At 60.5% G+C, this 24,053-nt stretch carries 26 protein-coding genes; 11 read left to right on the top strand and 15 right to left on the bottom strand.

The features are described 5' to 3' along the window. The first annotated feature begins 18 nt into the window (after window positions 1–18). From AC0R79_RS21695 to AC0R79_RS21685, 3 genes are all read left to right on the top strand, one after another. On the top strand, window positions 19–255 hold the full coding sequence (locus tag AC0R79_RS21695) for a glutaredoxin family protein (protein ID WP_007955734.1): 237 nt from the start codon (window positions 19–21) through the stop codon (window positions 253–255). A gap of 165 nt (window positions 256–420) precedes the next feature. Next, window positions 421–738, top strand: a complete 318-nt coding sequence (locus AC0R79_RS21690; protein WP_007955735.1) for a hypothetical protein — start codon at window positions 421–423, stop codon at window positions 736–738. A 68-nt stretch (window positions 739–806) separates the two neighbouring features. Beyond that, entirely contained in the window at window positions 807–1,700 is an 894-nt protein-coding gene (locus AC0R79_RS21685) for a pseudouridine synthase (protein WP_474731657.1), read from the top strand. Between the two features lie 83 nt (window positions 1,701–1,783). Here the strand turns inward: AC0R79_RS21685 and AC0R79_RS21680 are convergent, their stop codons facing one another. Both AC0R79_RS21680 and mobA read right to left on the bottom strand, forming a co-directional pair. After that, the gene (locus AC0R79_RS21680) at window positions 1,784–2,005 is read right to left on the bottom strand and encodes a YgdI/YgdR family lipoprotein (protein WP_007955739.1); all 222 of its coding nucleotides are present in this window, start codon (window positions 2,003–2,005) and stop codon (window positions 1,784–1,786) included. A 78-nt stretch (window positions 2,006–2,083) separates the two neighbouring features. Beyond that, window positions 2,084–2,686 carry a molybdenum cofactor guanylyltransferase MobA gene (gene mobA / locus AC0R79_RS21675; protein WP_474731656.1) on the bottom strand — a complete coding sequence of 201 codons (603 nt, stop codon included), beginning with the start codon at window positions 2,684–2,686 and terminating at the stop codon, window positions 2,084–2,086. Window positions 2,687–2,767: 81 nt separating this feature from the next. Here mobA and moaB point away from each other — a divergent pair, with 81 nt between their 5' ends. After that, window positions 2,768–3,307, top strand: coding sequence for a molybdenum cofactor biosynthesis protein B (moaB, locus tag AC0R79_RS21670; protein ID WP_474731655.1), 540 nt, complete (start codon window positions 2,768–2,770; stop codon window positions 3,305–3,307). Then, window positions 3,291–4,517, top strand: coding sequence for a molybdopterin molybdotransferase MoeA (locus AC0R79_RS21665; protein WP_474731654.1), 1,227 nt, complete (start codon window positions 3,291–3,293; stop codon window positions 4,515–4,517). The genes moaB and AC0R79_RS21665 overlap by 17 nt, the downstream gene beginning before the upstream one ends. Window positions 4,518–4,573: 56 nt before the next feature. On the opposite strand, the gene AC0R79_RS21660 is transcribed toward AC0R79_RS21665, so the two are convergent. After that, the gene (locus AC0R79_RS21660) at window positions 4,574–4,882 is read right to left on the bottom strand and encodes a hypothetical protein (RefSeq protein WP_205891530.1); all 309 of its coding nucleotides are present in this window, start codon (window positions 4,880–4,882) and stop codon (window positions 4,574–4,576) included. Window positions 4,883–5,196: 314 nt separating this feature from the next. On the opposite strand from AC0R79_RS21660, the gene yegS reads away from it, so the two are divergent. Beyond that, window positions 5,197–6,114, top strand: a complete 918-nt coding sequence (gene yegS, locus AC0R79_RS21655; RefSeq protein ID WP_474731653.1) for a lipid kinase YegS — start codon at window positions 5,197–5,199, stop codon at window positions 6,112–6,114. On the opposite strand, the gene AC0R79_RS21650 is transcribed toward yegS, so the two are convergent. The 3 genes from AC0R79_RS21650 to AC0R79_RS21640 all read right to left on the bottom strand — a co-directional run bounded on the left by AC0R79_RS21650 (window position 6,098) and on the right by AC0R79_RS21640 (window position 8,601). Continuing rightward, window positions 6,098–6,757, bottom strand: coding sequence for a response regulator (locus AC0R79_RS21650; RefSeq protein ID WP_007955750.1), 660 nt, complete (start codon window positions 6,755–6,757; stop codon window positions 6,098–6,100). The two genes, yegS and AC0R79_RS21650, sit on opposite strands and share 17 nt — an antisense overlap. After that, window positions 6,754–7,647 carry a sensor histidine kinase gene (locus AC0R79_RS21645; protein ID WP_007955752.1) on the bottom strand — a complete coding sequence of 298 codons (894 nt, stop codon included), beginning with the start codon at window positions 7,645–7,647 and terminating at the stop codon, window positions 6,754–6,756. Before AC0R79_RS21645 ends, AC0R79_RS21650 begins: the two co-directional genes overlap by 4 nt. Window positions 7,648–8,130: 483 nt before the next feature. Then, a complete protein-coding gene (locus AC0R79_RS21640; protein ID WP_221535313.1) occupies window positions 8,131–8,601 on the bottom strand; it encodes a hypothetical protein in 471 nt (156 codons plus the stop codon). Window positions 8,602–9,053: 452 nt separating this feature from the next. Here AC0R79_RS21640 and AC0R79_RS21635 point away from each other — a divergent pair, with 452 nt between their 5' ends. Both AC0R79_RS21635 and AC0R79_RS21630 read left to right on the top strand, forming a co-directional pair. Next, window positions 9,054–9,989 carry a chemotaxis protein CheV gene (locus tag AC0R79_RS21635; protein ID WP_003226705.1) on the top strand — a complete coding sequence of 312 codons (936 nt, stop codon included), beginning with the start codon at window positions 9,054–9,056 and terminating at the stop codon, window positions 9,987–9,989. 90 nt (window positions 9,990–10,079) lie between these two features. Beyond that, window positions 10,080–10,886 carry an MOSC domain-containing protein gene (locus AC0R79_RS21630; RefSeq protein WP_474731652.1) on the top strand — a complete coding sequence of 269 codons (807 nt, stop codon included), beginning with the start codon at window positions 10,080–10,082 and terminating at the stop codon, window positions 10,884–10,886. A gap of 71 nt (window positions 10,887–10,957) precedes the next feature. On the opposite strand, the gene ppnP is transcribed toward AC0R79_RS21630, so the two are convergent. The 8 genes from ppnP to AC0R79_RS21590 all read right to left on the bottom strand — a co-directional run bounded on the left by ppnP (window position 10,958) and on the right by AC0R79_RS21590 (window position 20,289). After that, window positions 10,958–11,242: a pyrimidine/purine nucleoside phosphorylase gene (gene ppnP / locus AC0R79_RS21625; protein ID WP_007940055.1), complete on the bottom strand. Its 285-nt coding sequence runs from the start codon at window positions 11,240–11,242 to the stop codon at window positions 10,958–10,960. Window positions 11,243–11,324: 82 nt separating this feature from the next. After that, window positions 11,325–11,867 carry a 3'-5' exonuclease gene (locus AC0R79_RS21620; protein WP_011335265.1) on the bottom strand — a complete coding sequence of 181 codons (543 nt, stop codon included), beginning with the start codon at window positions 11,865–11,867 and terminating at the stop codon, window positions 11,325–11,327. A 69-nt stretch (window positions 11,868–11,936) separates the two neighbouring features. Continuing rightward, window positions 11,937–13,898 (bottom strand): acetyl/propionyl/methylcrotonyl-CoA carboxylase subunit alpha, encoded by a 1,962-nt coding sequence (locus tag AC0R79_RS21615; protein ID WP_474731651.1) that lies wholly within the window; start codon window positions 13,896–13,898, stop codon window positions 11,937–11,939. Between the two features lie 117 nt (window positions 13,899–14,015). Continuing rightward, complete coding sequence (locus tag AC0R79_RS21610) at window positions 14,016–14,813, bottom strand: enoyl-CoA hydratase/isomerase family protein (RefSeq protein ID WP_375747629.1); 798 nt, start codon at window positions 14,811–14,813, stop codon at window positions 14,016–14,018. Beyond that, window positions 14,810–15,967 carry a citronellyl-CoA dehydrogenase gene (gene atuD, locus AC0R79_RS21605; RefSeq protein WP_007908685.1) on the bottom strand — a complete coding sequence of 386 codons (1,158 nt, stop codon included), beginning with the start codon at window positions 15,965–15,967 and terminating at the stop codon, window positions 14,810–14,812. Before atuD ends, AC0R79_RS21610 begins: the two co-directional genes overlap by 4 nt. Window positions 15,968–15,996: 29 nt before the next feature. Then, window positions 15,997–17,613 carry a geranyl-CoA carboxylase subunit beta gene (gene atuC / locus AC0R79_RS21600; protein WP_474731650.1) on the bottom strand — a complete coding sequence of 539 codons (1,617 nt, stop codon included), beginning with the start codon at window positions 17,611–17,613 and terminating at the stop codon, window positions 15,997–15,999. 3 nt (window positions 17,614–17,616) lie between these two features. Continuing rightward, window positions 17,617–18,486 (bottom strand): SDR family oxidoreductase, encoded by an 870-nt coding sequence (locus AC0R79_RS21595; RefSeq protein ID WP_474731649.1) that lies wholly within the window; start codon window positions 18,484–18,486, stop codon window positions 17,617–17,619. Between the two features lie 12 nt (window positions 18,487–18,498). Beyond that, the gene (locus AC0R79_RS21590) at window positions 18,499–20,289 is read right to left on the bottom strand and encodes an acyclic terpene utilization AtuA family protein (protein WP_474731648.1); all 1,791 of its coding nucleotides are present in this window, start codon (window positions 20,287–20,289) and stop codon (window positions 18,499–18,501) included. A 194-nt stretch (window positions 20,290–20,483) separates the two neighbouring features. Here AC0R79_RS21590 and AC0R79_RS21585 point away from each other — a divergent pair, with 194 nt between their 5' ends. From AC0R79_RS21585 to AC0R79_RS21575, 3 genes are all read left to right on the top strand, one after another. Then, window positions 20,484–21,107 carry a TetR/AcrR family transcriptional regulator gene (locus AC0R79_RS21585; RefSeq protein WP_474731647.1) on the top strand — a complete coding sequence of 208 codons (624 nt, stop codon included), beginning with the start codon at window positions 20,484–20,486 and terminating at the stop codon, window positions 21,105–21,107. A 91-nt stretch (window positions 21,108–21,198) separates the two neighbouring features. Then, the gene (locus AC0R79_RS21580; protein WP_474731646.1) at window positions 21,199–21,996 is read left to right on the top strand and encodes a substrate-binding periplasmic protein; all 798 of its coding nucleotides are present in this window, start codon (window positions 21,199–21,201) and stop codon (window positions 21,994–21,996) included. Window positions 21,997–22,083: 87 nt separating this feature from the next. Continuing rightward, the gene (locus AC0R79_RS21575; RefSeq protein ID WP_474731645.1) at window positions 22,084–23,097 is read left to right on the top strand and encodes a GNAT family N-acetyltransferase; all 1,014 of its coding nucleotides are present in this window, start codon (window positions 22,084–22,086) and stop codon (window positions 23,095–23,097) included. A gap of 73 nt (window positions 23,098–23,170) precedes the next feature. On the opposite strand, the gene AC0R79_RS21570 is transcribed toward AC0R79_RS21575, so the two are convergent. Further along, on the bottom strand, window positions 23,171–23,725 hold the full coding sequence (locus AC0R79_RS21570; RefSeq protein WP_007955779.1) for an RNA polymerase factor sigma-70: 555 nt from the start codon (window positions 23,723–23,725) through the stop codon (window positions 23,171–23,173). Window positions 23,726–24,053: the final 328 nt, after the last annotated feature.

Genomic DNA, 24,053 nt, shown 5'->3' with positions numbered 1-24,053 from the left:
TTTTGGGGTTGAGCGCACATGCTTCCTGAATGCCAGTTGTTCGGCACCCTGGGGTGCCATTTGTGTGAAGTCGCGGAGGCCGAGCTGATGCCTTTTGTCGAGCATGGTCTGCTGGTGGAACTGGTGGATATTGCTGACGATGAATCGTGGTTCGAGGCCTACAGCCTGCGGATCCCGGTCTTGCGCAGGGTCGATACCGGCGCGGAACTGGGGTGGCCGTTCAGCGCCGATCAGGTGGTGGCATTCCTGCGTTAACGGCCTTTTCTCTTTCGCGTTGGTGGCGCTCGTCACCTTCGCTCAATCACGGCTTGGCACTTTTCGGGTTATTCGGTTACTGTATGCGCATACAGTAATTGGGTTGGCCTGCCATGCCGTTTCCGGGCATTCGTCAGGGCAAGCCGGATGTCAGAGGGAGCAACCGTGGTCAATGTCGAACAGTTGAAAAGCAGCGTGAACGGGATGTCGGTTGACGTAGTGCGTGAGGCCGTCCACGAATTGCGCCTGGACGGTCTGGTCACGGAAGGCAAGACTCCCTTCAACAAGCTGCATTTCAATACCTGCTTTGCCGAGATCGAGGCCTTGTTCCAGCGTGCCGGCTATCACAAGCAACTGGATGTGGTCGGATATCAGGGGCTTTTGTACGCCTTGTACGATCCGGGCCGTTGGGACGCCGTGGATGTGTTGCGCTGGCTCAAGGAGTTCACCGAGGCGGCGGCGCTCAAATCGATCCCCGCCTGATTCCGCGCTAGGACTGCCGCGTCCGGTGTTGGATAATGCCGCTCTGCTTTGAAGGTTAGAGTTTCCGAATGTCCAGCACATCAACGTTTTCCGCCGCACAGAATCAGGCCAGCACGCTGTATCTGCCCCCCGGTAGCTGGCGGACAGTGCTCGACTGCCTGTGTGAGCATTTCAGCGCCATCGGGCGCGATCAATGGCTGGATCGAATCGCCCGGGGTCGGGTGCTGGATGGTCAGGGGCAGCCGATTGCGCTGGACTTGCCCTACAAGGAAGGGCTGCGCATTCACTATTTTCGTGAAGTGCCGGATGAAAAGCCGATCCCGGTGGTCGAGTCGATCCTGTATGCGGACGAGCATCTGGTGGTGGCGGACAAGCCGCATTTCCTTCCGGTGACCCCGGCAGGCGAGTACGTCGAACAGACGCTGCTTCGCCGATTGATCCGGCGCCTGGACAATCCCCATCTCGTGCCGCTGCACCGGATTGACCGGCATACGGCCGGGCTGGTGATTTTCTCTGCCAATCCACAGACGCGGTCGGCGTATCAGTCACTGTTCCCGACACGGCAAATCGAAAAACGCTATGAGGCCATTGCGGCCGCGCTGCCCGGGCTGGACTTTCCATTAGTGCACAAGAGCCGCATGATCGACGGTGAACCGTTTTTCCGCATGCAGGAAGGGCCGGGTGTAAGTAATACCGAAACGGCGGTGGAGGTTCGTGAAAAGAACGGCGAGCTCTGGCGCTACGGCCTGTATCCGGTGACCGGCAAGAAGCATCAGCTACGGGTGCACATGACGTCTCTGGGGGCGAGCATCTGCAATGATCCGTTCTACCCTGAAGTGCTCAAAGATGTTGAAGATGACTACGCCAACCCGCTTAAGCTTCTGGCGCAGGGTTTGCGATTCATCGATCCGGTCACGGGGCACGTGCGCGAATTTGAAAGCCGAATCACGCTGGACTGGTGATCCCGGGTATCGACCCTTTTCTGCCAGACACGAAAAAGCCCGCAATATGCGGGCTTTTCTGTATCCGCTGTCGAACTGAAGACTTACAGCTCTTTGACAGTACGGATCTGATCCTTGTTGATGCGGGTGTGCTTGCCGTCCAGCTGTTCGAACTCGTAGAAGCCCGAATCTTCATCATACTTAGGGGCGTCGACAGCCTGGATTTCGCGACCGTCATTCAAGGTGATCACTGTTGGCGAAGCGCAACCGGCGAGGGTGGCGAGGCCCAGTGCGAGCATGAAAGTGGCGAGGGTCCGTTGAGTCATGAGTGTGTCTCCGAAGGGGAATTCTTTTGGTTACTGAGCTTGAGACGTATACAAGGCGTGCAAGTTCCTTGAATGCTGTCAGTCTGACACAGTGTTGTGCGAACTCAACAGTTCAGGGGTGTTGAGATTGGCCAGGCGTGGATCGTTGTCAGGGCAAACCAGGGCCTGGGCATCAAGATTGCGCATCACTCGGCCGGGGCTGCGTTCTCCAGCGTTCCAGGCGTTTTCGAATGCCGGCAGGAGTGCCACCGGGATCACGCAAAGCAGCGGTTCCCAGTGATTGTCATGACGCAACATTAAAGGTTTTTCAGAATTCAGACTGGCCGCCTCACGCATGCTGTGCAGCAATGCCAGATCGATGCGCGGAACATCGCAGGGCAATACCAGCAGGTGGGTATGGCGCGCAGCTTTCAAGCCGGCACGAATACCAGCCAATGGTCCGGGAAAGTCCTCCTCGTCATCGCTCACCAACTGGTCGGCGAACGGCGCATAGCGTTCACGATTGCGGTTGCAGGAGATGATCAGGTCATCCGTCAACGGCCGAACCTTGCGATGCAGATGGGCGATCAGTGGTTCACCGTGCCATTCCACCAGTCCCTTGTCCTGGCCGCCCATCCGCTGGCCGCGTCCACCGGCCAGCAACAGAATGGAGCAGGGTGGTAATGGCGTGTTCGAAGTCATGGCAGCTCTCCGCAGGGGCGGCGAAAAAAGGGGGCGCTGTGATATAACACCGGGCTGTTTCTCCTACAACTGGACGAGCCTATGAAAGCCAAGGCTGATGTACCTTTCGTGCCGCTCAATATCGCGGTGCTGACGGTCAGCGACACCCGAACCCTGGAAACCGATACCTCCGGCCAGGTCTTCGTCGACCGGCTGATGGCCGCGGGCCACCATCTGGCGCAGCGAGTGCTGCTCAAAGATGACCTGTACAAGATCCGTGCGCAAGTCGCGCACTGGATTGCCGAAGACGTCGTGCAAGTCGTGCTGATTACCGGCGGTACCGGTTTTACCGGCCGCGACAGCACCCCGGAAGCGGTCGCTTGCCTGCTGGACAAGCAGGTCGATGGTTTTGGTGAGCTGTTCCGCCAGATCTCGGTCGCCGACATCGGCACCTCCACCGTGCAATCCCGAGCTTTGGCGGGACTGGCCAATGGCACGCTGGTCTGCTGCCTGCCAGGCTCGACCAACGCAGTGCGCACCGGTTGGGATGGCATCCTCGCCGAGCAACTGGACTCACGCCACCGCCCGTGCAATTTCGTCACTCATTTGAAACAGGCGGCGCCTTGTGAATCCCGTGGGTAAGCCGGGCAAGACCGGTAGCCTGATGCCCGTCGAAGATGCATTGGCGCGATTGCTGGAAATGGCCGGGAGCTCGGGGATTGTCGAGTGCGAGTTTTTGCCCCTGGCTCAGGTTCAGGGGCGGGTGCTGGCGCAGGATCTGATTTCGACGCTGGATCTGCCGCCGTGGCCGAACAGCGCCATGGACGGTTATGCCTTGAGTCTGGCCGACTGGACCGGCGAACCGTTGCCGGTCAGTCAGAAAATCTTCGCCGGGCAGGCACCGGAACCCTTGAAGCCAGGCACCTGCGCACGGATCTTTACCGGTGCGCCGGTACCTGCCGGTGCTGATTGTGTCGAGATGCAGGAAAACGCCGAGATTCATGCCGATGAGCGCGTGAGCTTCATCGAGGCGATGGTGGCCGGGCAGAACATTCGCCCGCAAGGCCAGGAAACGACAGTCGGTGAGTTGGTCCTTGCCGCTGGAACCCGGCTCGGTCCGATCGAACAGGGGTTGGCCGCATCGCTGGGTTGCGCAGGGCTCGAGGTGGTTCGCCGGGTTCGTGTGGCGGTGTTGTCCACGGGGGATGAGCTGGTCGAACCGGGGATAGCATTGGGGCCAGGACAGATCTACAACAGCAACCGGGTGCTGTTGTGCAGCTGGTTGCAGCGCCTGGGATGTGAAGTGGTGGATGCCGGTATTCTGCCTGACGATCTGCCCACCACCCGTGCGCGACTCGGGGAGCTTCAGGATGTAGACCTGATTCTTTCAACCGGTGGCGTATCGGTCGGGGAAGCGGATTTCCTCGGAATCGCATTGAGGGAAGAGGGCGAGCTGACACTCTGGAAGCTCGCAATCAAACCCGGCAAGCCGTTGACGGTCGGGCATTTCCGTGGTGTCCCGGTGATTGGACTGCCGGGGAATCCTGCCTCGACACTGGTGACCTTTGCCTTGCTGACCCGGCCATATCTATTGCGTCGCCAGGGTGTGCAGGATGTCGAGCCGCTGAAGTTTTCGGTGCCCGCAGGATTTGTCTGGCCTCAGGCCGGTAACCGCCGTGAATTTTTGCGCGGACGTCTGGAGCAGGGGCAAGCGATTATCTACCGTAACCAGAGTTCGGGCGTTCTGCGCAGCGCTGCCTGGGCCGAGGGTCTGGTGGAAGTGCAGGAGGGGCGAATCCTGGCCAAGGGTGATCAGGTGCCATTCATTCCACTCAGCGAGCTTCTCGGTTGATTGCAGGCATTTGAAAGGCAGGCATAGTCGCAAAACGATGCCTGCCTTTCAGCGGGTCAACGGCTGAGCAGTGTGACGAGCTGATCGAACCGGCTGTTGGCAATCCAGCCCAACAGTCCGAGCACCATCGCTGTCGCCCCTGCCGAGTAGGCAAGGCGATGCTTGATGGCTTTGACGTCCCCTCTGACTTCGTCCATATCGCGTCGAATGTACTTGAGGTGGGTTTCCAGCTCGGTGACACGCGGTTCCATATCGGTTTCTCCAGTGTTTCTGGCGCTGCATTTGAATTCGTCTTTAAGACTGGCGCGACTTTCGGAGAGAGAGGCAACCGGACTCACGGATAGTCTTGCTTCATGGCTTTGCATGGAAACGTCCGCCTGCGGCCATTGGGGGCAGTTGGCAAATGCCGGAATGCAAAGTATCGAAAGTCCTGAAACTGTATCCACTCATTACATGCACATCCTTGTGTAATTGAATTGAAGATCGCTAACGCCGACACACGTTGTACCAACGACCGGGCTGGGTCAATTGAGCCGATTCCTTACGTTCTGTACGAAAAATTACCGATATGTAGGACGGGCCAGACGGGCAGCATGAATTAATCAGAAGACGTGCGACTTTTTTGCCGGTCTTGAGGGTCAAGATGTCTCGTACTGATTCAATTCCGGGAGTAACCGCAATGAGTGAACGCAAGGCATTGTTGATTCTGCATGGCAAGCAGGCACTCAACGAGGCGGTTCGTGCCGCTGTCGAGAACAAACGCAAGCAGGGCTGGGAACTGGCGGTGCGCCTGACCTGGGAGGCCGGCGATGCCCAGCGGCTGGTGGAGGAGGCGCTGGCGGCGGGATACCGTCAGATCATTGCCGGTGGCGGAGATGGCACCCTGCGCGACATCGCCGAAGCACTGGCGGCGCATCCGGGCAAGGCCAGTCTGGTGCTGCTGCCGCTTGGAACCGCCAACGACTTTTCCCGCGCGGCGGCTATTCCGCTGGAGCCGGCCGAAGCACTCGAATTGCTTGAGGCACCCGCCCATGACATTGATCTGGGCGAGGTCGGCGGGCAGATTTTCCTGAACATGGCCACCGGCGGATTCGGCAGCCAGGTGACGGCCAACACGTCGGAAGATTTGAAAAAAGTGCTGGGCGGCGCGGCCTATCTGTTCACCGGTTTATCGCGGTTTAGTGAGCTGCATGCCGCCTATGGCGAATTGCAGGGGCCGGATTTTCACTGGCAGGGCGAGTTGCTGGCGCTGGGGATCGGCAATGGTCGTCAGGCGGGTGGCGGGCATGTGTTGTGCCCGGAAGCGCTGGTGGACGACGGTCTTCTGGATATCAGCATTCTGCCGGCGCCGCAGGAGCTGGTTGGCACGCTGAAAAATCTGCTCAGCGACGGGTTTGGCATCGACAACATGTTCGTGCGCACGCGTTTGCCGTGGGTTGAAATCAAGGTCGCCGAAGGGCTTTGCATCAATCTCGACGGTGAGCCACTGGAGGGCGACAGTCTGCGGTTTGCGGCGCGTCCCGGAGCTTTGCGTGTGCATTTGCCCAAGGACTCGCCGCTGTTGACTGCATCACCTCGGCTCAGTCGTCCAGACTGATGATCTGTTCCCGCACGGCGAACAGCACCAGGCCCGCCACATCGTAGATCTGCAGGCGTTTCATGATCTGCGACCGGTGGGTTTCGACCGTCTTGATGCTCAAGCCCAGGCCATTGGCGATTTCCCGCGTGGACTTGCCGCGCACGATCAAACGCAGGATTTCCAACTGGCGTGCCGTGAGGTTGTGCGACTCGGCGACTTCCGGCTGCTGCTTGAGGTTACGGGTCAGCGCCTGATTGATCACGGTGTGGGCGATGGCGGGGCTCAGATAGCGTTCGTTGTTGCGCAGCGCCTCCAGTGCATGTTCGAGCTCGGTGGCCGTGGTGTCCTTGAGCAGGTAACCGTGCGCACCGGACTCCAGCGCCTGCATGATCAGCGCGGGGTCGGTGTGCATCGACAGAATCAGCACTTTGGCGTGCGGGCGTACGCGTCTGAGCCGCTGCAGGGCTTCCAGACCGCCGGTTTCTTTCATGGAGATGTCCAGCAATACGATATCGGGAGACAGCAGCTCGACCATCTCGAGCAACTGCGAGCCGTCATTGGCCTCGCCGATGACCGCATAACCGGGAATATCCAGCACCAGGGCGCGCACGCCGGCCCTGATCAGCGAGTGGTCATCCACCAGAAGTAAGTTACAAGTCAACGCATAACCTTATTCGTACTGGCCCGCTCGAGTGCACGGGGCGCCCAGGGGAATAGTGCTTCGATTTGAGTACCTTTGCCCGGCTCGCTGGTCACGCTCAGTGTGCCGCCCAGTTGCTCGATGCGTTCGGCCATCCCGGCCATGCCCCGCTGTCCTTCGCGACCCGGATTCGCCGCCGGGGAAAAGCCCAGGCCATCATCGCTGATCAGCAGGGTCAGGCCCTGTGGCAGGCGTTGCACGCGAATCAACAGGTTTTTGGCCTGCGCATGGCGAAGGATGTTGGTCACCGCTTCCTGAGTGATACGAAAGGCCGCGACGGCCATTTCTTCGGGAATTCCATTCAGACGCTGCTGGCAGTCCAGACTCCAGTGCACCGAAGTATTGGTCAACACCTTGAGCAGGTGTGCACGCAGGCTCGCTTCCAGGCCAAGGCTGGTCAGTTGCCGCGGGTTGAGAATGGCCGAAACGTCGCGAACCTTGTTGAGGGTTTCTTCGAGGGTCTCGCAAAGTACTGAACAGTGTTCCTGCATGTCGGCGGGCAAGCGACGCTTGAGCCATTCGCTTTGCAGCTTGGCGGCGGTCAGCAGTTGGCCGATATCGTCATGCAGTTCACGGCTCAGGCGATGGCGCTCGTTTTCCTGGACTTCCAGCAAACGGTCGGCCAGTTCCTGAGGCTGGAACTTGATGGATTTGCGTGACAGACGATGTTGTGTCCAGACGCAACCGGCAGCCGCCACGTTGATCAGCAGCAGGCCGAGCGACAACGGCGCAGAGACGCCATAGCTCAACAGACTGCCCAAGGCCGAAGCCGTGCACAGCAGGAGTGTGAACCTGCGGGCATTTTCTCGGGAGGGAGGCCATGTGGTAATTGACTTGAGGCTGGCGTACATAGCGGATGGAGCCAATGGATGTTCGCTGCGGGCAGACCGGTCAGAAGGGCTGGCGGTCTCTGTCTGGAAAACTGTCATTCAGGTTGTTGATTTCAAAACGGTTCAGTGATCGATAATTGAGCGCCAACTTCGGTAGAGGCCGCTCATTGAAGTCACAGTGCCATTAACTGAAACAACTAACGGGCGGCATAATACCACTTAACATACCGTTGGTCGCGTTTGCCCTATATGTCCAAAGAATCAGGAAACAGGCCATGTTGGACGGGGGTTCCATAATGGAAAAGTTGAAGTACCTGAATCGATAATTATCGATGCAACCGCAAGTTTTCTTTTACACAGGAAAACCCTGACATCCGCAGAGGATAGTCCGCATTCATCGCTCGTAATTATTTATTGGAAGGTGTCGCAGGCAGGCATGAACTATTCAATTGCGACATTCGACGGCGAAAACTGACGGGCCCGAATAGCCCACTGTGTGCCCGGTTACGCTTGGCGCTCCGACCAGGAGACGAGGGACATCGGCTTGCCATTGAGCGGCATTTGAAAGTGAGTCTGTCCGACCTGGCAGGCGAAGGCTTCAATCAGCGACACCTGCTCGCTTTCATCGAGGCCCAATTGGCCGGTGCTTGGGTCAACCAGTTCCAGTTGCCAGGCCATCAGGGTGAAGCAGTCTTTCAGTGCTTCCAGGGCCTGCGCATGCAAATCCACGTGATCCTGGACCTGAGTGAGCAGGCCATGCAGGTGCAGGGAGAATTCCGACACTGCCCCCAGCGCCAGGGCATCAGCCTTGTTCGCCAGCTTGAGGAGGGTGCTGAGCATGCAGTCGATGGCGTCCTTGTCATTGCTGATCAGCTGTAAGTGGCTGAGGCATTCTTCAGACTTGGCCAGGAGCGTTTCAGCCTCGACAAGGAATTCGGGGAACCGCTGCGCCCAGTCACTACGGTCGTTCGGCATGCTTATCTCCACCACGTCATGTCTGATGAGGGAATGCCGTGTGTGTCGACGATCATGAACCGTCGCGAGACCGCGCCCCGGTGTGCATTGGCACAGACCTGGGGTTTCAAGAGGATGTGTTTCCACTGAACTGCGATCGCACACAATAGCCTGACTCCGTTCATGCAATGAGAATGGCGTCACATTAATGGCTATTGGATATCGCGAATATCAGGTTGGGCCTGATTGTTACTAGGGGATTCCCTTAGGCACGGGAACCTGTCGCGCAAAACGAGGTCGCGCCGAAGAGAATGTAGCAGATGATTTCACCGGGCCAGTAAAGCATGATGTTAATGTGACATCAATGCCTGCTCATGGCATTTTGTTGGTGATTTGTGACGGGATCAAGATCCGCCAGATTCAGCCGATAACCCCCAATAGTGAATTCATCAGAACAAGCCCAGGAGTCATTGATGGCCGGCATTCTCGACACGGTAGACCAACGCACGCAACTGGTGGGTGAGAATCGCCTGGAAATTCTCATGTTTCGACTGGCCGGGCGCCAATTGTTCGCGATCAACGTGTTCAAGGTTCAGGAAGTCCTGCAGTTGCCGAAACTGACCCTGATGCCCCAGCGTCACCCGTTTGTCTGCGGTGTGGTCAATCTGCGCGGCCAGACGCTGCCGGTGATCGACCTGTCCCAGGCGATCGGTATGCGCCCGCTGGTGCCGGGCCCGAACAGCACGATCATCGTCACCGAGTACAACCGTTCGGTGCAGGCGTTCCTCGTTGGCGGCGTGGACCGCATCGTCAACATGAACTGGGAAGCCATCCTGCCACCGCCGACCAGCGCCGGTCGCCAGCATTACCTGACCGCAATCAGCAAGGTTGACGATCAACTGGTGGAAATCATCGACGTCGAGAAAGTCCTCGCCGAAATCGTGCCGTACAACGCCAAGGTTTCGCGCGACAAACTGGACGATCCGGTTCTGGAGCGCGCCCGTGGCCGTGAAGTGTTGCTGGTGGACGACTCCAACGTGGCGCTCTCGCAATTGCGCGACACCCTCGGCCAGTTGGGCGTGAAGATGCATATCGCCAGCGACGGCCTGAAAGCCCTGAACATGCTCAAGGCCTGGGCGGACACCGGGGTGAACATGACTGACAAACTGCTGATGGTGTTCACCGACGCGGAAATGCCGGAAATGGACGGCTATCGCCTGACCACCGAAATCCGCAATGACCCGCGCCTGCGTGGTCTGTATGTGGTGTTGCACACTTCGCTGTCCGGCAGTTTCAACGACTCGATGGTGAAGAAGGTCGGGTGCGACAACTTCCTCTCCAAGTTCCAGCCGGACAAACTGGTCGATGTGGTGCGCCAGCGTCTGATGCTCGACGAAGTGCCGGCCTGATCAACCTGTCGAGGCTGACCCTGCGCCAGCCTTTGATTCGCTGACAAAGCTCGTATAGGGTGGCGTTTTTGACCCACCAGGGAGCTGGCCATGCTGCGTCTGAGCGCGCTTTATCGTTACCCGTTGAAATCCGCCAAGGGTGAGGTCCTGCAAGGGATCGGCCTGGACAAACTGGGGCTTGAGGGCGATCGACGCTGGATGCTGGTGGACGAAGCCAGCGGGCGATTCCTGACCCAGCGTGCCGAAGCGAAAATGAGTCAGTTGTCGGCACTTTGGAATGCCAGCGGCGGTCTGACGCTCAACGCGCCGGGGCATTCGGCAATCGATGTCGCCTTGCCCGGCAGTGACGACGATCTGCGTGGTGTGACCATCTGGCGTGACACCCTGCGTGTGCCGGATGCCGGTGAGGAGGCGGCCCGCTGGGTCAGCGATTTCATCGGCAAGCCGACTCGACTGGTGCAAGTGCCGCTGGATCGTGCCCGGACAACCCAGGCCGGGTACGGCAACGATGACGACCAAGTGGCGTTCGCCGATGGTTTCCCGCTGCTGCTGATTGGTGAGGCCTCGCTGCAACACCTGTCGCAGGAAGTCGGGCGTCCGCTGGAAATGCTGCGGTTCCGGCCGAATCTGGTGATCGAAGGCAGTGATGCTTACGCCGAGGATGGCTGGAAGCGGATTCGAATCGGCGATGTCGAGTTCCGCGTGGTCAAGTCGTGCTCCCGCTGCATTCTCACCACGATCGACCCGAAAACCGGTGAGCGCAGCGCTGATCGTGAGCCGCTGGCGACCTTGCAGAAGACCCGTGCCCAGGCTGACGGCGCGATGTTCGGCCAGAACCTGGTCAACGACGGTAATGGTCGACTCGAGGTCGGCATGCCGGTGGAAATCCTCGAATAACCGGCCCTGAAATGAAAAATGCCCGTGTCCTTGGACACGGGCATTTTTTATGACCGCCGGAAACCGGAGTTTTAGCCGCGGTATTCGCACAGGTAAGCGGTGTCGACGGCCACTTTCAGCTGGAATTTGCTGTTGGCTGGCACGTTGAACTGGCTGCCGGCGGCGAAGGTTTCCCAGTCGCTGCTGTCCGGCAGTTTGACGGTCAGTGCGCCCGAAACCACGTGCATGATTTCACGTTGGCTGGTGCCGAATTCGTATTCGCCCGGGGCCATGACGCCGATGGTCGCAGGGCCTTCAGCAGTGCCAAAAGCGATCGACTTGACGGTGCCGTCGAAGTACTCGTTGACTTTAAACATGGGCGATTCCTCTCGAAAAGGGCTTAAAAAGGGTCAAAAAGGTCGGCCAGTATGCACAAGGCTCATGGCGCCGTCACCTGCGCTAGAGCGGCAGCACTAATGGCAATAATCGGGCGGTATTGCGCGCATCCTCCAGCGCTCGATGCTGCTGGCCGGTGAACTGCATGCCCGCCAGTTGCAACGCGCCATTGAGGCCCAGAGGCCGTTCGAGGCGTCGGGCCTTGGCAAAGCGCTGTTTGAGGTTCATGTGCGGCACCCGGCTCAGGGCGCTGTCGAGTTGCAGGCGCTGCCATTCCTGAAGCAACTGCTTGCGGTCGTAATCGCCCCAGCTGGCCCAGCCTTCAAGGCGTGTCTGGTGCTGACCGAGCCAGCGCTCGAACGCCGGCCACACTTCACTCAACGGCTGCGCGGCGTCGATGTTGGCCTGGGTGATGTGCGTGAGTTCGCGGCAAAACGGCGTCAACAAGGGGCGCCGCGTCGGTTTGACGAAGCGCTGAAAGTGATCCTGCTCGCGACCGGCGCGATCCACCAGGGTCGCGCCGATCTCGATGATCTCCATCTCCGTAACCGGCCAGCCACCCTCATCGGTGGTGGCTTCCAGATCTATGACCAGCCAATGGGGCATCGCAGGGTTCCTGATTTCCGCGTCCTGATTATTCAGAGCGTAGTCAAACCTTGCGGATGCGCGCGGCGACTACTCGACCTGCAACAGAACCTGACGATTTTTTACCTGATCGCCGACCTTGACCTGCACCCGCTTGAGCACGCCGTCGATGCCGGCCTTGAGCGGGTGCTCCATTTTCATCGCTTCCAGCACCACCAGCAGCTGGCCCTTGCTGACCGGGCTGCCTTCGCTGACAAGCACATCGATGATGGCGCCATCCATCGGGGCTTTCAACGTGCCGGAACTGACGCTGGTCTGACTGTCGATCACCGCGTGAGTTCGATCCACCAGGTGCAGGCTGCCGGGGTGGGTGAACAGCCAGAGCTGGTCGTCGCGCAGGCGATAGGCATGGCGCTGGCGCAGGCCTTCGATTTCCAGCGTCACGGCCGCGGTGGTGTGTTCGACGAGTTTGAGTTCGATGACGCGCTCCGCGACCTGCACTGCAAACGTGTTGTCCGGACTGGCGCGCAGTTGCACGTTCCAGTCGCGGGCGTCGAGGCCGATGCGATAAAGCAACGGCGCACCGGCGTTGTTGCGCCATCCGGACAACGGGGCGAGATGTTGTTGCGCGGCGGATTGGTAAAACAGCACCGCCGCGATGGCCAGCTCTTCGGCACTGGGCGAATAGGCGTGCAGGCAGTCGTGATCGGCGAAATGTTGAGGGATGAAGCCAGTGCCGAATTCCCCGCTGATGAACTGCGGATGCTGCAACAGGCTGGCGAGCAACCGCTGATTGCTCTGCACGCCAAGCAAGACGCTGTCCTGCACCGCACACAACAGTTTGCGCCGGGCTTCTTCGCGGGTTGCGCCGTGGGCGATCAGTTTGCCGAGCATCGGGTCGTAGAAAGGTGAGATTGACTGCCCTTCGATCAGGCCGTGATCGATCCGCGAACCGCGATCCAGTGCCGGCATCCAGGCTTCGACACGCCCGGTCTGCGGAAGAAAACCCTGAGCCGGATCTTCGGCATAGAGGCGCACTTCCATGGCGTGGCCATCGAGTTTGACCTGCGCTTGCGACAGCGGCAGAGGCTGGCCTTCGGCAACCAGAAGTTGCCACGCCACCAGATCCAGCCCGGTAATCAGTTCAGTCACCGGATGCTCGACCTGCAAACGGGTGTTCATCTCCAGAAAGTAGAACCGGCCATCGGCATCAAGCAAAAACTCCACGGTGCCGGCGCCGACATAGTTCACCGCACGCCCGGCCTTGAGCGCCGCTTCGCCCATCGCCTGACGCAGGTCCTCAGTCATCACCGGGCACGGTGCCTCTTCGATGACTTTCTGGTGGCGGCGCTGAATCGAACAATCGCGCTCGCCGAGGTAGATCAGGTTGCCGTGATGATCGCCGAACAGCTGCACTTCGACATGGCGCGGTTCGATCAGCGCCTGTTCGAGGATCAGTTCGTCGCTGCCGAAACCGTTCAAGGCTTCGGAGCGGGCCGTGCGCAATTGCGCCGGCAGTTCCTCGGCACTGTGCACCAGCCGCATGCCGCGTCCGCCACCGCCGGCGCTGGCCTTGATCATCAACGGGTAACCGATGCGCTCGGCTTCACGGGCCAAGGTCGCGTCGTCCTGCTCGGCGCCTTGATAACCGGCGATGCACGGCACACCGGCGGCGAGCATGGCGATTTTCGACTGGCGTTTGCTGCCCATCAGTTCGATGGCTTCGACGCTGGGGCCAATGAAAATCAGGCCGGCCTGTTCGCAAGCTCGGGCGAATTCGGCATTTTCCGAGAGAAAACCGTAGCCCGGATGGATGGCGTCGGCACCACTGCGGCGGGCGGCGTCGAGAATGGCCGGGATGTTCAGGTAGGACTGTTGCGCGGGTGCCGGACCGATGTTCACGGCCTCGTCCGCCATTTGGACATGAAGCGCATTGGCGTCGGCGTCGCTGAAAACGGCGACCGTGCGATAACCGAGGGCCTGGGCGGTGCGCTGGATGCGGCAGGCGATTTCACCGCGGTTGGCGATCAGGATTTTGTGGAGGGCGGGCATGATAATTTTCCTGAGTTTTTGGCGGTGAATTGAAGGGCCTCATCGCGGGCAAGCCCGCTCCCACAGGTTTTGTGAATGTCATCGAACTCTGTGGGAGCGAGCTCGCTCGCGAAGTTTTTAAGGGGCCCACCTCGGTTTGCGCTTTTGCACAAACGCCATCGTGCCTTCGATCCCTTCGGCACCGGTCACCGCTGCGCTGAACCACTGCGCGGCTTCGTCCAGCAGTTCGCTCGACGGCTGGCCGGCGCTGGCCAGCAGCAGTTGTTTCGTCACGGCATTCGCCTCGGGGGCGCAACACAAAACGTGATCGAGCACTTCATCCAGCCGCTCGGCGAGCGCCTGTGGATCCTGCTCGACAAAATGCACCAGCCCCAGGCGTCGGGCCTGATGGCCGTCGAAGCGGGCGGCGGTCAGGGCCAGGCGTCGGGTCTCGGTTAGGCCGATGCGCTGCACCACAAACGGCGCGATCTGCGCCGGTAACAAGCCGAGGCTGGTTTCCGGCAAACCGAATTGCGCCTGATGATCGGCGATGGCGATATCGCTGACACACGTCAGGCCGAAGCCACCCCCGAGCACAGCGCCCTGCAACACGGTGATCAGCACTTGCGGTGCGTGCTGCGCTTCTTCCAGCAACGACCCGAACGCTCGGTTCAACTCACGATAGGCATCGCTGCCCTGAGCGCGGGCATTGGCCATGTCCTTGATGTCGCCGCCGGCACAGAAATGCCCGCCCGCACCGCTCAGCACCAGCGCGCGAACACTACGGTCATCGCGCACGGAGGCGAGCACGGCGCGCAACTCGGCGACCATTTGCAGGCTCATGGCGTTGCGGCTTTCCGGGCGATTGAGGGTGATGTGCAACACGCCGTTGTGCCGTTCCAGCAGCAGCGTCTGGCAATCGGGCAGGGCGCTCATTTCTTTTTCCCCGGCAGGATGCCCATCAGTTTGCAGATGATCCCGAGCATGATTTCGTCGGCGCCGCCGCCAATCGACACCAGCCGCACGTCGCGATAGGCGCGTGCCACCGGGTTGTCCCACATGAAGCCCATGCCGCCCCAGTATTGCAGGCAACTGTCGCTGACTTCACGGCCGAGACGCCCGGCCTTGAGCTTGGCCATCGAGGCCAGTCGGGTGACGTCCTGGCCCTTCACATATTGCTCGGTGGCCTGATAGACCAGCGCCCGCAGGCATTCGATTTCGGTCTGCAATTCGGCGAGGCGGAAGTGGATCACCTGATTGTCGATCAGCGCATTGCCGAAGGTCTTGCGTTCCTTGCAGTACTCGATGGTGCTGTCGACGCAGTATTCCAGGCCCTTGATCATGTTGGCCGCGCCGAACAGGCGTTCCTCCTGGAACTGCAGCATCTGCATCATGAACCCGGCGCCTTCATGGCCGATGCGGTTGCGTTGGGGCACACGCACGTTGTCGAAAAACACCTGGGCGGTTTCCGAGCTGCGCATGCCGAGCTTGTCCAGATGCGAACTGAGGCTGATGCCCGGTGTGTTCATCGGCACCATGATCAGCGATTTGTTGATGTGTGGTTTGTCGTCCGAGGTGTTGGCCAGCAGGCAGATGAAGTCGGCGCTCGGCGAGTTGGTGATCCACATCTTGCTGCCGTTGATCACGTAGTCGTCGCCGTCCTTGCGCGCGGTGGTCTTGAGACCGGCGACATCGGAACCGGCGCCGACTTCCGAGACACCGATACAGCCGACCTGCTCGCCAGTGATGGCTGGACGCAGAAACTCTTCGCGCAACTCATCGGAGCCGAAGCGGGCGAGGGCCGGGGTGCACATGTCGGTCTGCACGCCGATCGACATCGGAATGCCGCCGCAATGGATGGTGCCGAACTCTTCGGCGGCGACGATCGAATAGCTGTAATCCAGGCCCATGCCGCCGAATTTTTCCGGCTTGGAAATCCCCAGCAGACCGAGGTCGCCGGCCTTGCGGAAAATCTCGTGGATCGGAAAACGCCCGGCCTTTTCCCACTCATCGACGTGCGGGTTGATCTCGTGCTCGACGAACTGGCGGACGGTACGGCGCAGGGCTTCGTGTTCCGGGGTGAAGATCATTTTTATTGTTCTCCTTTAATCCGTGGCGATCAGAACCGGCTGACGCCGAAGCTGTTGGGTTGCAACGTGCGGATGTCGGCTTCGTGGCAGATGTCCAGCAGATAACCGAGCAGCGTGCGGGTGTCGCGCGGATCGATCAGCCCGTCGTCCCACAGGTTGGCGCTGCCGTAGAGGGCGGTGGACTGGCTGTCGAGTTTCTGCGCGGTGACCTGCTCCAGCATGTCGAGCATTTTCGGGTCGGGCACCAGGCCGTCCTTCAGCTGTTTGGCTTCGGTGACGATGCGCAACACCTTGCCGGCCTGGGCGCCGCCCATGACGGCGGTGCGACTATTGGGCCAGGCGAAGATGAAGCGCGGATCGAGCCCACGTCCGCACATCGCATAGTTGCCCGCGCCGTAGGAGCCGCCGACCACGATCGTCAGTTTCGGCACCCGCGCATTGGCCACGGCCTGGATCAGTTTCGAGCCGTGTTTGATCACGCCGTGCTGTTCCGATTCGGTGCCGACCATGAACCCGGTGGTGTTGTGGAAAAACAGCAGCGGTGTCTGGCTCTGGTCGCACAGTTGAATGAACTGCGCCGCCTTGCTCGCACCGTTGGGCGTGATCGGGCCGTTGTTGCCGATGAAACCGCAGGCGCGGCCCTGAATTTTCAGGTGGCCACAAACGGTCTGCTGATCGAACTCGCCTTTGAATTCCAGAAAGCGCGATTCGTCGGCGATCCGCGCAATGATTTCGCGCACGTCGTAAGGTTTTTTCGGGTCGTCCGGGATCAGTCCGAGCAGTTCGTCGATGGGATACAGTGGCTCCTTGAATTGCGGCTCGGGCAGCCACGGTATTTGCTCGTTCCAGTTCAGCAGGCTGACGATTTCCCGCGCCTGACGCACGCCGTCGGCATCGTTTTCGGCCAGGTATTCGGCGGTGCCGGCGACTTGCGCGTGCATCTCGGCGCCGCCCAGTTCTTCGTCGGTGGCGACTTCGCCGGTCGCTGCTTTAAGCAACGGCGGGCCGGCAAGAAACAGCTTGGCCTTGCCGCGCACCACCACCACGTAATCCGACAGCCCCGGCTGATAGGCGCCGCCAGCCGTAGCCGAGCCGTGCACCACGGTGATCTGCGGCAGGCCCATGGCCGACATCCGCGCCTGATTGGCAAAGCTGCGCGCGCCTTCGACGAAGATTTCCGCCGCGTAATTGAGGTTGGCGCCGCCGCTTTCGGCGAGGGTGATGACCGGCAGTTTGTTTTCCTGAGCGATCTGTTGCAGGCGCAGGGATTTTTTCAGACCCGACGGGGAGATCGTCCCGCCCTTGATCGCGCTGTTGTTCGCCACGATCAAGGCGCGCACACCGGACACGTAACCGATGCCGGCGATCAAGCCACCACCCGCCGAGCTGCCGTCCTTGTCGTCGTGGAGTTTGTAGCCGGCCAGGCTCGCCAGTTCGAGGAATGGCGCGCCGGGGTCGAGCAGCAGATTCAGGCGCTCACGGGGCAGCAATTGTCCGCGTTTGTCGAATTTCGGTTTGGCTTCGGCGGCCTTGTTCAGCAGGTTTTGTTCGAGCTGCTGGACTTGCTCGATGGCGACGAGCATCGCTGCGCGGTTGCGGGCGAAGGCTTCGCTGTGCGGGTCGAGTTGGGACTGGATCTGCGGCATGGCTTACTCCTTGTCCTTCAAGACGTCCGGCATATAGGCCCGGTGAAAACCGTTGAACGATTCGCTGTGGCTCGCCTTGTGCAACGGCCATGCGCGGCTGCCCAGGCTTGCCGCGCCGTCGATGCGCAAGGTGCTTCCGCTGATGAACGCGGCCGCCGGGCTGAGCAGAAACACGATCGCCGCGCTGACTTCCGATTCGGTGCCGATGCGCTTGAGCGGCACGTGTTCGCGCAATGTCGGGATCACGGCTTTGAACGCGCCTTCGTAAGTGTCCATGCCGCTGGAAGCGATCCAGCCCGGCGCCACCGCATTCACCCGAACGCCGGCATAACCCCATTCGAACGCCGCCGTCTTGGTGAAGTTGTCCATGCCCGAACGCGCGGCGCCGGAGTGGCCCATGCCGGGCATGCCGCCCCACATGTCGGCGAGCATGTTGACGATGTTGCCGCCGTGTTTGCTCATCGACTGGTTGAACACTTCCCGGGCCATCAGGAAGCCGCCGACCAGATTGGTGCGCAGCACGGTTTCGAAGCCTTTCTGATTGATCGAGGCCAGGGGCGACGGGTACTGGCCGCCGGCATTGTTGACCAGCCCATGGATCGGCCCGTGTTCGCGGATCAGTTCGCTGACCAGCGCCTTCACCGCTTCTTCGTCACGGATATCGCAAGCCTTCCAGTGGGCGCGACCGCCGTCCTCGGCGATTTCGGCGGCGACGGTTTGCAGCTTTTCCGGTTTGCGTCCGACCAGTACAACGTTGGCACCGAGCGCCGCCAGTTCATGGGCGGTGCAACGCCCGATGCCACTGCCGCCCCCGGTGACGATGACGGTCTGACCGCTGAACAGATCAGCCCTGAAAATCGATTCGAACGCCATGGTGCCAATCCTCTAGTCGAACTGTTCGGCGATGCTCTGCGGCACCGGGATCTGGATTTCCAGTAGTTGTTGGGCGAAGGCCTTGCCTTGCGGGTCGATGCGCAGACTCGCCACGCCGCCGCCACCGAGGGCGTTTTCCAGCAGGAAGTTGAGGCTGTGGGTGCCCGGCAGATACCAGCGCTCGACCCGGCCGTGAATCGGGTCGAGGACATGGTTCATCCAGTCGACGACTACCGCCGGGGTCAGCGCTTCGGCGATCCACGGCAGGTATTCGGGACGGCGCGGCATGACGCCGATGTTGCTGTGATTGCCCTTGTCGCCGGAGCGCGCCACCGCCAGCTTCACCAGTGGCACACTCGCGTCGGCGCGGCCCTGGGGTTTGGGCGTTTCGTGGGGCAGGGGCAGATCCTGACTGTCGAGGGTGGCGGGGGCGGGCAGGGCGAACGGGTGAGATTCGCCGGCGATGTCGATCTGCAATGTGCAGGCGCTTTTGTCGATCAGGAACGAGAACAGCCGGATCAGCGGATACACCGTCGGCCGCCCGCCGACGATGCCGGTCAGGCCCGGCGCCATGCCGGTCGCGGCCTGGGCGATCTCCCGGGAGAACAGGATCAGCGCCTGTTTGTTCGGGTGGCGCACGGCGAGTTTGATCACCACTTCGCGGCTGTCCCGGCGCTGGCCGTGAGGGCCGTAGGTGGCTTCGCTGCCGAGCAGTTCGACGTGGGTTTCGGTGTAGGGGCCGAGGCCTTTCTGGTCGAGCATCTCCGAGGTTTTGTCGAGGATCGCCTGACTGACGCGCCGGGCTTTTTCCACGGCATCGATGCCGGCGATCAGGCAACTGGCGGTGCAGCGGAAGCCGTCCGGATACGTTGCGCTGACCTTGTATTGGTCGCTGGGCGGCAAGCCTTTGGCACCGTGGACCCGGACGGCGTTTTTGCCTTGTTGCTGGAGTTTGACCTGGCTGAAATCGCAGACCACATCGGGCAACAGATAGGCCTGAGGGTCACCGATTTCGTAGAGCATCTGCTCGCCGACCGTCAGCGGCGTGACCAGCCCGCCGGAGCCTTCGGGTTTGCTGACGATGAACTGGCCGTCGGCGCTGACTTCGACGATCGGAAAACCGATGTGCTCGTAATCCGGCACGTCGCGCCAGTCGGTGAAGTTGCCGCCGGTGCACTGCGCGCCGCATTCGATGATGTGCCCGGCCAGGGCGGCTTGCGCGAGTTTGTCGTAGTCGTGCCACGACCAGCCGAATTCATGCACCAGCGCAGCGCTGACCACTGCGCTGTCGACCACCCGGCCGGTGATGACGATGTCGGCGCCCAGACGCAGCGCTTCGACAATGCCCGGCGCGCCGAGGTAGGCGTTGGTCGACACGCACATCGGCGGCAGTGGGGCGCCGCTGAACATTTCCGTAATTCCTTGGGAGGCGAGTTTTTTGAAGTGCGGTTGCAGGTCATCGCCCGACAGCACGGCGATTTTCAGCGTCACGCCGGCCTTGTCGCAGGCCGCTTGCAGCGCGGCGGCGCAGGCTTTTGGATTGACTCCGCCGGCATTGCTGATGACGCGAATGTTCTGTGCAGCCAGTTGCGGCAGCAGGGGCGCGAGGACTTCGATGAAGTCTCCCGCGAACCCGGCCTGCGGGTCCTTCATGCGGGCGCCGGCCATGATTGACATGGTGATTTCGGCCAGGTAGTCGAAGACCAGATAATCCAGTTGTCCTGCGGCCACAAGCTGCGCGGCGGCGGTCGAGGTGTCTCCCCAGAATGCGCTGGCGCATCCGATGCGAACCGTGGTGGGCATTTTGATCTCCGACTCAGCAACCTGTGACAGAAGTGCATCGAGACTACCAAGCAAGCGCTTGGTTTGTAAACGCCTGGAATTATCTTCTGCCCAAGCGCTTGCTTGGTCACCGCCGGCGGCTTAAATTGCCCGCGCAACCCCGCCGTTTCTGCGGCGTGCGGCGCATTTGACTGATCGACTGTAGGAGAGAACGGGTGGACGAGCAAAAAGCCCTGAGGGTCATGCGTGAACTGGTCGATGCCGGCCAGCTGACCGATCCGGACAGCGCTCGCGGCAAATTGCTGCAAGTGGCGGCCCACCTGTTTCGCAACAAAGGCTATGAACGCACCACGGTGCGCGATCTGGCCGGTGCCGTGGGGATTCAGTCGGGCAGCATCTTTCATCACTTCAAGAGCAAGGATGAAATCCTGCGGGCGGTGATGGAAGAAACCATCCGCTACAACACTGCGCTGATGCGCGCAGCCCTGGCCGATGCCGCCGATGTGCGCGAGCGGGTGCTGGCGCTGATCCGCTGCGAATTGCAGTCGATCATGGGCGGCAGCGGCGAGGCGATGGCGGTGCTGGTGTATGAATGGCGCTCGCTGTCCGAAGACGGCCAGGCCAAAGTGCTGGCGCTGCGCGACATCTACGAAGACCTCTGGCTGCAAGTGCTGGGCGAGGCCAAAGAGGCGGGGTTCATCCGTGGCGACGTGTTCATTACCCGACGTTTTCTCACGGGCGCGCTGTCCTGGACCACCACCTGGTTCCGTGCCGGCGGCAGCCTGAGCCTGGATCAACTGGCCGAAGAAGCGCTGGTTCTGGTGCTCGAAGAGCGCTAGGCGCTTTCTATCGAGTCGGGAAACTGGCTAACTGGGCGAAACCGCCTAGCTTGAATGCAATGATCGGTACTTTTTCGGGGAGTGGGGTGTTTTGAAGTCTTCGCCAATTCGGACGGCCGCCGGGCTGATGCTCGCAGCGCTGGCTGCATTATGGGTATTGCCTGCTCCGGCGGCGCAAGTGGTTCGGGTGGGCGCGGCGCATTTTCCGCCCTACACCATTCGCCCGGAAAACGGCGCTGATACAGGGCTGCTGCCGGAACTGGTCGCGGCTTTGAACAGCGCCCAGAGCGACTATCGTTTCGAGCTGGTGCCCACCTCGATTCCCCGCCGGTTCGGCGATTTCAAGGATGGCCGCACGGACATGGCGATCTTCGAAAACCCGGAGTGGGGCTGGAAAGACATTCCCCACATCACCGTAGACATGGGCCTGGAGGACGCGGAGATTTTCGTCGCGCAGAACAAGCCCGGTCGCCAGCAGAATTACTTCGCCGATCTGAAGGGCAAGCGCCTGGCGCTGTACAGCGGCTATCACTACGAATTCGCCAACTTCAACGCCGATCCCAAGTACCTCGCTGAAACCTACAGCGCCACGCTGACCTATTCCCACGACAGCAACCTGCTGATGGTCTTGCGCGGGCGCGCGGACGTTGCGTTAGTGACCCGCTCGTACCTTTTCGATTACCTGCTGCGCAACGAAAAAGTGCGCGACGAGTTGCTGGTGTCCCAGCGCATCGACCAGATCTACCACCATTACGCGATTCTCAGTCCGAAGGCGCCGATCACCGGCGAAGCCTTCGGCAAGCTGCTGCAAGGCCTGCGCGACAACGGGCAGATGCTGAAGATCTTCGATCCGTACAAGATTGCGGTGGTGCCGGTGCCGCATCAATGACCGGCGGTTTTTGCCAAACGGCCTAAATTTCCTGCCCCGGCTCACGTCCCATCGTTGAACTGTCGACGATTATCGTGAGCCCGACCCATGTCCAATCTGAATGACCTGACTGCCCTGGCCCTGCCTTCGGGCAGCCAACTGGTAGCCGATGCCACCGAAAGCCGTCTGAGCCTGAGCCTGGACGGGCAACCGCTGATTCGCCTGCGTCTTGATCGTGAAGGCCAGGGGCCGATCCAGATCGATGAACGCTATGCACTGCCGCCGGGCCAGGCGCTGTGGGCGGCCTGTTATTGGCTGTTTGCCCGGGATCCGGCGCGTCAGCAATTGATCTGGCAACTGGATCAGGCGCCGACCGAAGCCTTGCTCAGCGGTTTGCTGGTGGGCACCGAAGTGGCGGGCGAATATCGCTGCGAGCGCACGCTGTTCTGGCAACTGCCGCAGCCGTGGCTCGGCACCTCGCTGACGAGCAGTTATCCGCAGCAGATGGTCATCAGCAATGGCAAGCGTCATCCGCTGCGCCCGGTCAAACCGCGTGGTGAGGTTTATCGGCGTTTCGATGCGCGCCTTGGTGCCTGGATTTCCCTGCGAACGGTGGAGATCGAGCAGGATCTGGCGCGTTTCAATCGCTGGCAGAACAGCCCGCGCGTCGCCAGTTTCTGGCAGGAAGAGGGCAGCCTCGAACAGCATCGCGAATACCTGAGCAAACTCGACGCCGATCCGCACACGCTGACTCTGATCGGTTGTTTCGATGATCAGCCGTTTGCCTATTTCGAAGCCTACTGGGCCAAGGAAGATCGCATCGCGCCGTTCTACGATGCCGACAATTACGATCGCGGCATTCACATGCTGGTCGGTGAGGAAGACCATCGCGGCCCGCACAAAGTGGCGAGCTGGTTGTCGGCGCTGGTGCATTATCTGTTCCTGGATGATCCGCGCACTCAGCGCGTGGTCGCCGAACCGCGCGCCGACAACGCGAAGATGATCGGCCACATGCACAACCAGTGCTTCCACTGCGAGAAAGAATTCGACTTCCCGCACAAGCGCGCGGCGCTGATGATCCTCGGGCGCGAGCGCTTCTTCGACCGGTGCACGCTGGTATGACATTTCGCTGAAAACAAAAAAGATCGCAGCCCTTCAACGAAGACTGCGATCTTTTTTTTGCGGCCGTTTTTTATCAGCGACGGTTTGCGGACACCGCATCGGCACGGCTGCCGGATACCTTGCGGCAGTGCACCAGCGCATCGCGAATCATGAAGTTGACCAGGGTCGGCGAAACGCCGAGTTCCTTGGCGATGTCCTTCTGCGGCACGCCGTGCAGACGGTACATCTCGAACGCATAGCGGGTGCGGACCGGCAGCTCGGTCAGCGCGTCGGCGATGTGTTCCAGGGTCGAGAAATTGATGTGCGAGGTTTCCGGCGAAGCGCCCTGAATGACCACGTTCAACCCTTCCTCCTCGGGGCCGGCGTACTTCTGCTCCAGCGCCTGTTTGCGGTAGTGATCGATCGCCAGATTGCGCACGATCTGGAACAGATAACTCAGCTGGGCCTTGATCGACGACGTGATCGGCGGTGCCGACTGCAGTCGGAAGAACGCATCCTGCACCACATCTTCGGCGCGTGACCGGCAGCCGGTAATGCGGGCTGCAATCTTGACCAGAATCAGTCGATTGTCGACGAATGCCTGAAGTAGCGGTGAATCGCACCTGCTTGTGGATACTTGTTCCGTCATGGAAATCACCTTGCTGCCAATAGGTTAGTGGGACGCCTGGGGGACGGGGCCGTCCTACACATCGAGCGACAAATTATGTTGAATGATAATGATTGTCAATTGAGAAAGAGAACTAATGATCCATAACAGTGCGATCTGAGAACTGCGACACGCCGCCGCACTCGCCCAAGCGCCCAGCCCCGTTGGCGATCCAGCCTGCCGACTAATTATTTCAAGACGTCATCCGTTCTCATTGGTGAATGGATCCGGGTACGCAGCCCCGGACCTACCGCATTCCAATGCCTTGCACGGTCGGCGAAGACCGTGTCCCGCATGCCTTGCACGGGCA

Source organism: Pseudomonas sp. HD57-3 (assembly GCF_056113135.1).
This window is presented reverse-complemented; position numbering and strand designations above follow the sequence as displayed.

Bases quoted from the DNA above. Each gene is read 5' to 3' on its own strand.
- AC0R79_RS21695 (WP_007955734.1), top strand. From the start codon at position 19: ATGCTTCCTGAATGCCAGTTGTTCGGCACCCTGGGGTGCCATTTGTGT.
- AC0R79_RS21685 (WP_474731657.1), top strand. From the start codon at position 807: ATGTCCAGCACATCAACGTTTTCCGCCGCACAGAATCAGGCCAGCACG.
- AC0R79_RS21680 (WP_007955739.1), bottom strand. From the start codon at position 2,005: ATGACTCAACGGACCCTCGCCACTTTCATGCTCGCACTGGGCCTCGCC.
- mobA (WP_474731656.1), bottom strand. From the start codon at position 2,686: ATGACTTCGAACACGCCATTACCACCCTGCTCCATTCTGTTGCTGGCC.
- moaB (WP_474731655.1), top strand. From the start codon at position 2,768: ATGAAAGCCAAGGCTGATGTACCTTTCGTGCCGCTCAATATCGCGGTG.
- AC0R79_RS21660 (WP_205891530.1), bottom strand. From the start codon at position 4,882: ATGCAAAGCCATGAAGCAAGACTATCCGTGAGTCCGGTTGCCTCTCTC.
- yegS (WP_474731653.1), top strand. From the start codon at position 5,197: ATGAGTGAACGCAAGGCATTGTTGATTCTGCATGGCAAGCAGGCACTC.
- AC0R79_RS21645 (WP_007955752.1), bottom strand. From the start codon at position 7,647: ATGTACGCCAGCCTCAAGTCAATTACCACATGGCCTCCCTCCCGAGAA.
- AC0R79_RS21640 (WP_221535313.1), bottom strand. From the start codon at position 8,601: ATGCCGAACGACCGTAGTGACTGGGCGCAGCGGTTCCCCGAATTCCTT.
- AC0R79_RS21635 (WP_003226705.1), top strand. From the start codon at position 9,054: ATGGCCGGCATTCTCGACACGGTAGACCAACGCACGCAACTGGTGGGT.
- AC0R79_RS21630 (WP_474731652.1), top strand. From the start codon at position 10,080: ATGCTGCGTCTGAGCGCGCTTTATCGTTACCCGTTGAAATCCGCCAAG.
- ppnP (WP_007940055.1), bottom strand. From the start codon at position 11,242: ATGTTTAAAGTCAACGAGTACTTCGACGGCACCGTCAAGTCGATCGCT.
- AC0R79_RS21620 (WP_011335265.1), bottom strand. From the start codon at position 11,867: ATGCCCCATTGGCTGGTCATAGATCTGGAAGCCACCACCGATGAGGGT.
- AC0R79_RS21615 (WP_474731651.1), bottom strand. From the start codon at position 13,898: ATGCCCGCCCTCCACAAAATCCTGATCGCCAACCGCGGTGAAATCGCC.
- AC0R79_RS21610 (WP_375747629.1), bottom strand. From the start codon at position 14,813: ATGAGCGCCCTGCCCGATTGCCAGACGCTGCTGCTGGAACGGCACAAC.
- atuD (WP_007908685.1), bottom strand. From the start codon at position 15,967: ATGATCTTCACCCCGGAACACGAAGCCCTGCGCCGTACCGTCCGCCAG.
- atuC (WP_474731650.1), bottom strand. From the start codon at position 17,613: ATGCCGCAGATCCAGTCCCAACTCGACCCGCACAGCGAAGCCTTCGCC.
- AC0R79_RS21595 (WP_474731649.1), bottom strand. From the start codon at position 18,486: ATGGCGTTCGAATCGATTTTCAGGGCTGATCTGTTCAGCGGTCAGACC.
- AC0R79_RS21590 (WP_474731648.1), bottom strand. From the start codon at position 20,289: ATGCCCACCACGGTTCGCATCGGATGCGCCAGCGCATTCTGGGGAGAC.
- AC0R79_RS21575 (WP_474731645.1), top strand. From the start codon at position 22,084: ATGTCCAATCTGAATGACCTGACTGCCCTGGCCCTGCCTTCGGGCAGC.
- AC0R79_RS21570 (WP_007955779.1), bottom strand. From the start codon at position 23,725: ATGACGGAACAAGTATCCACAAGCAGGTGCGATTCACCGCTACTTCAG.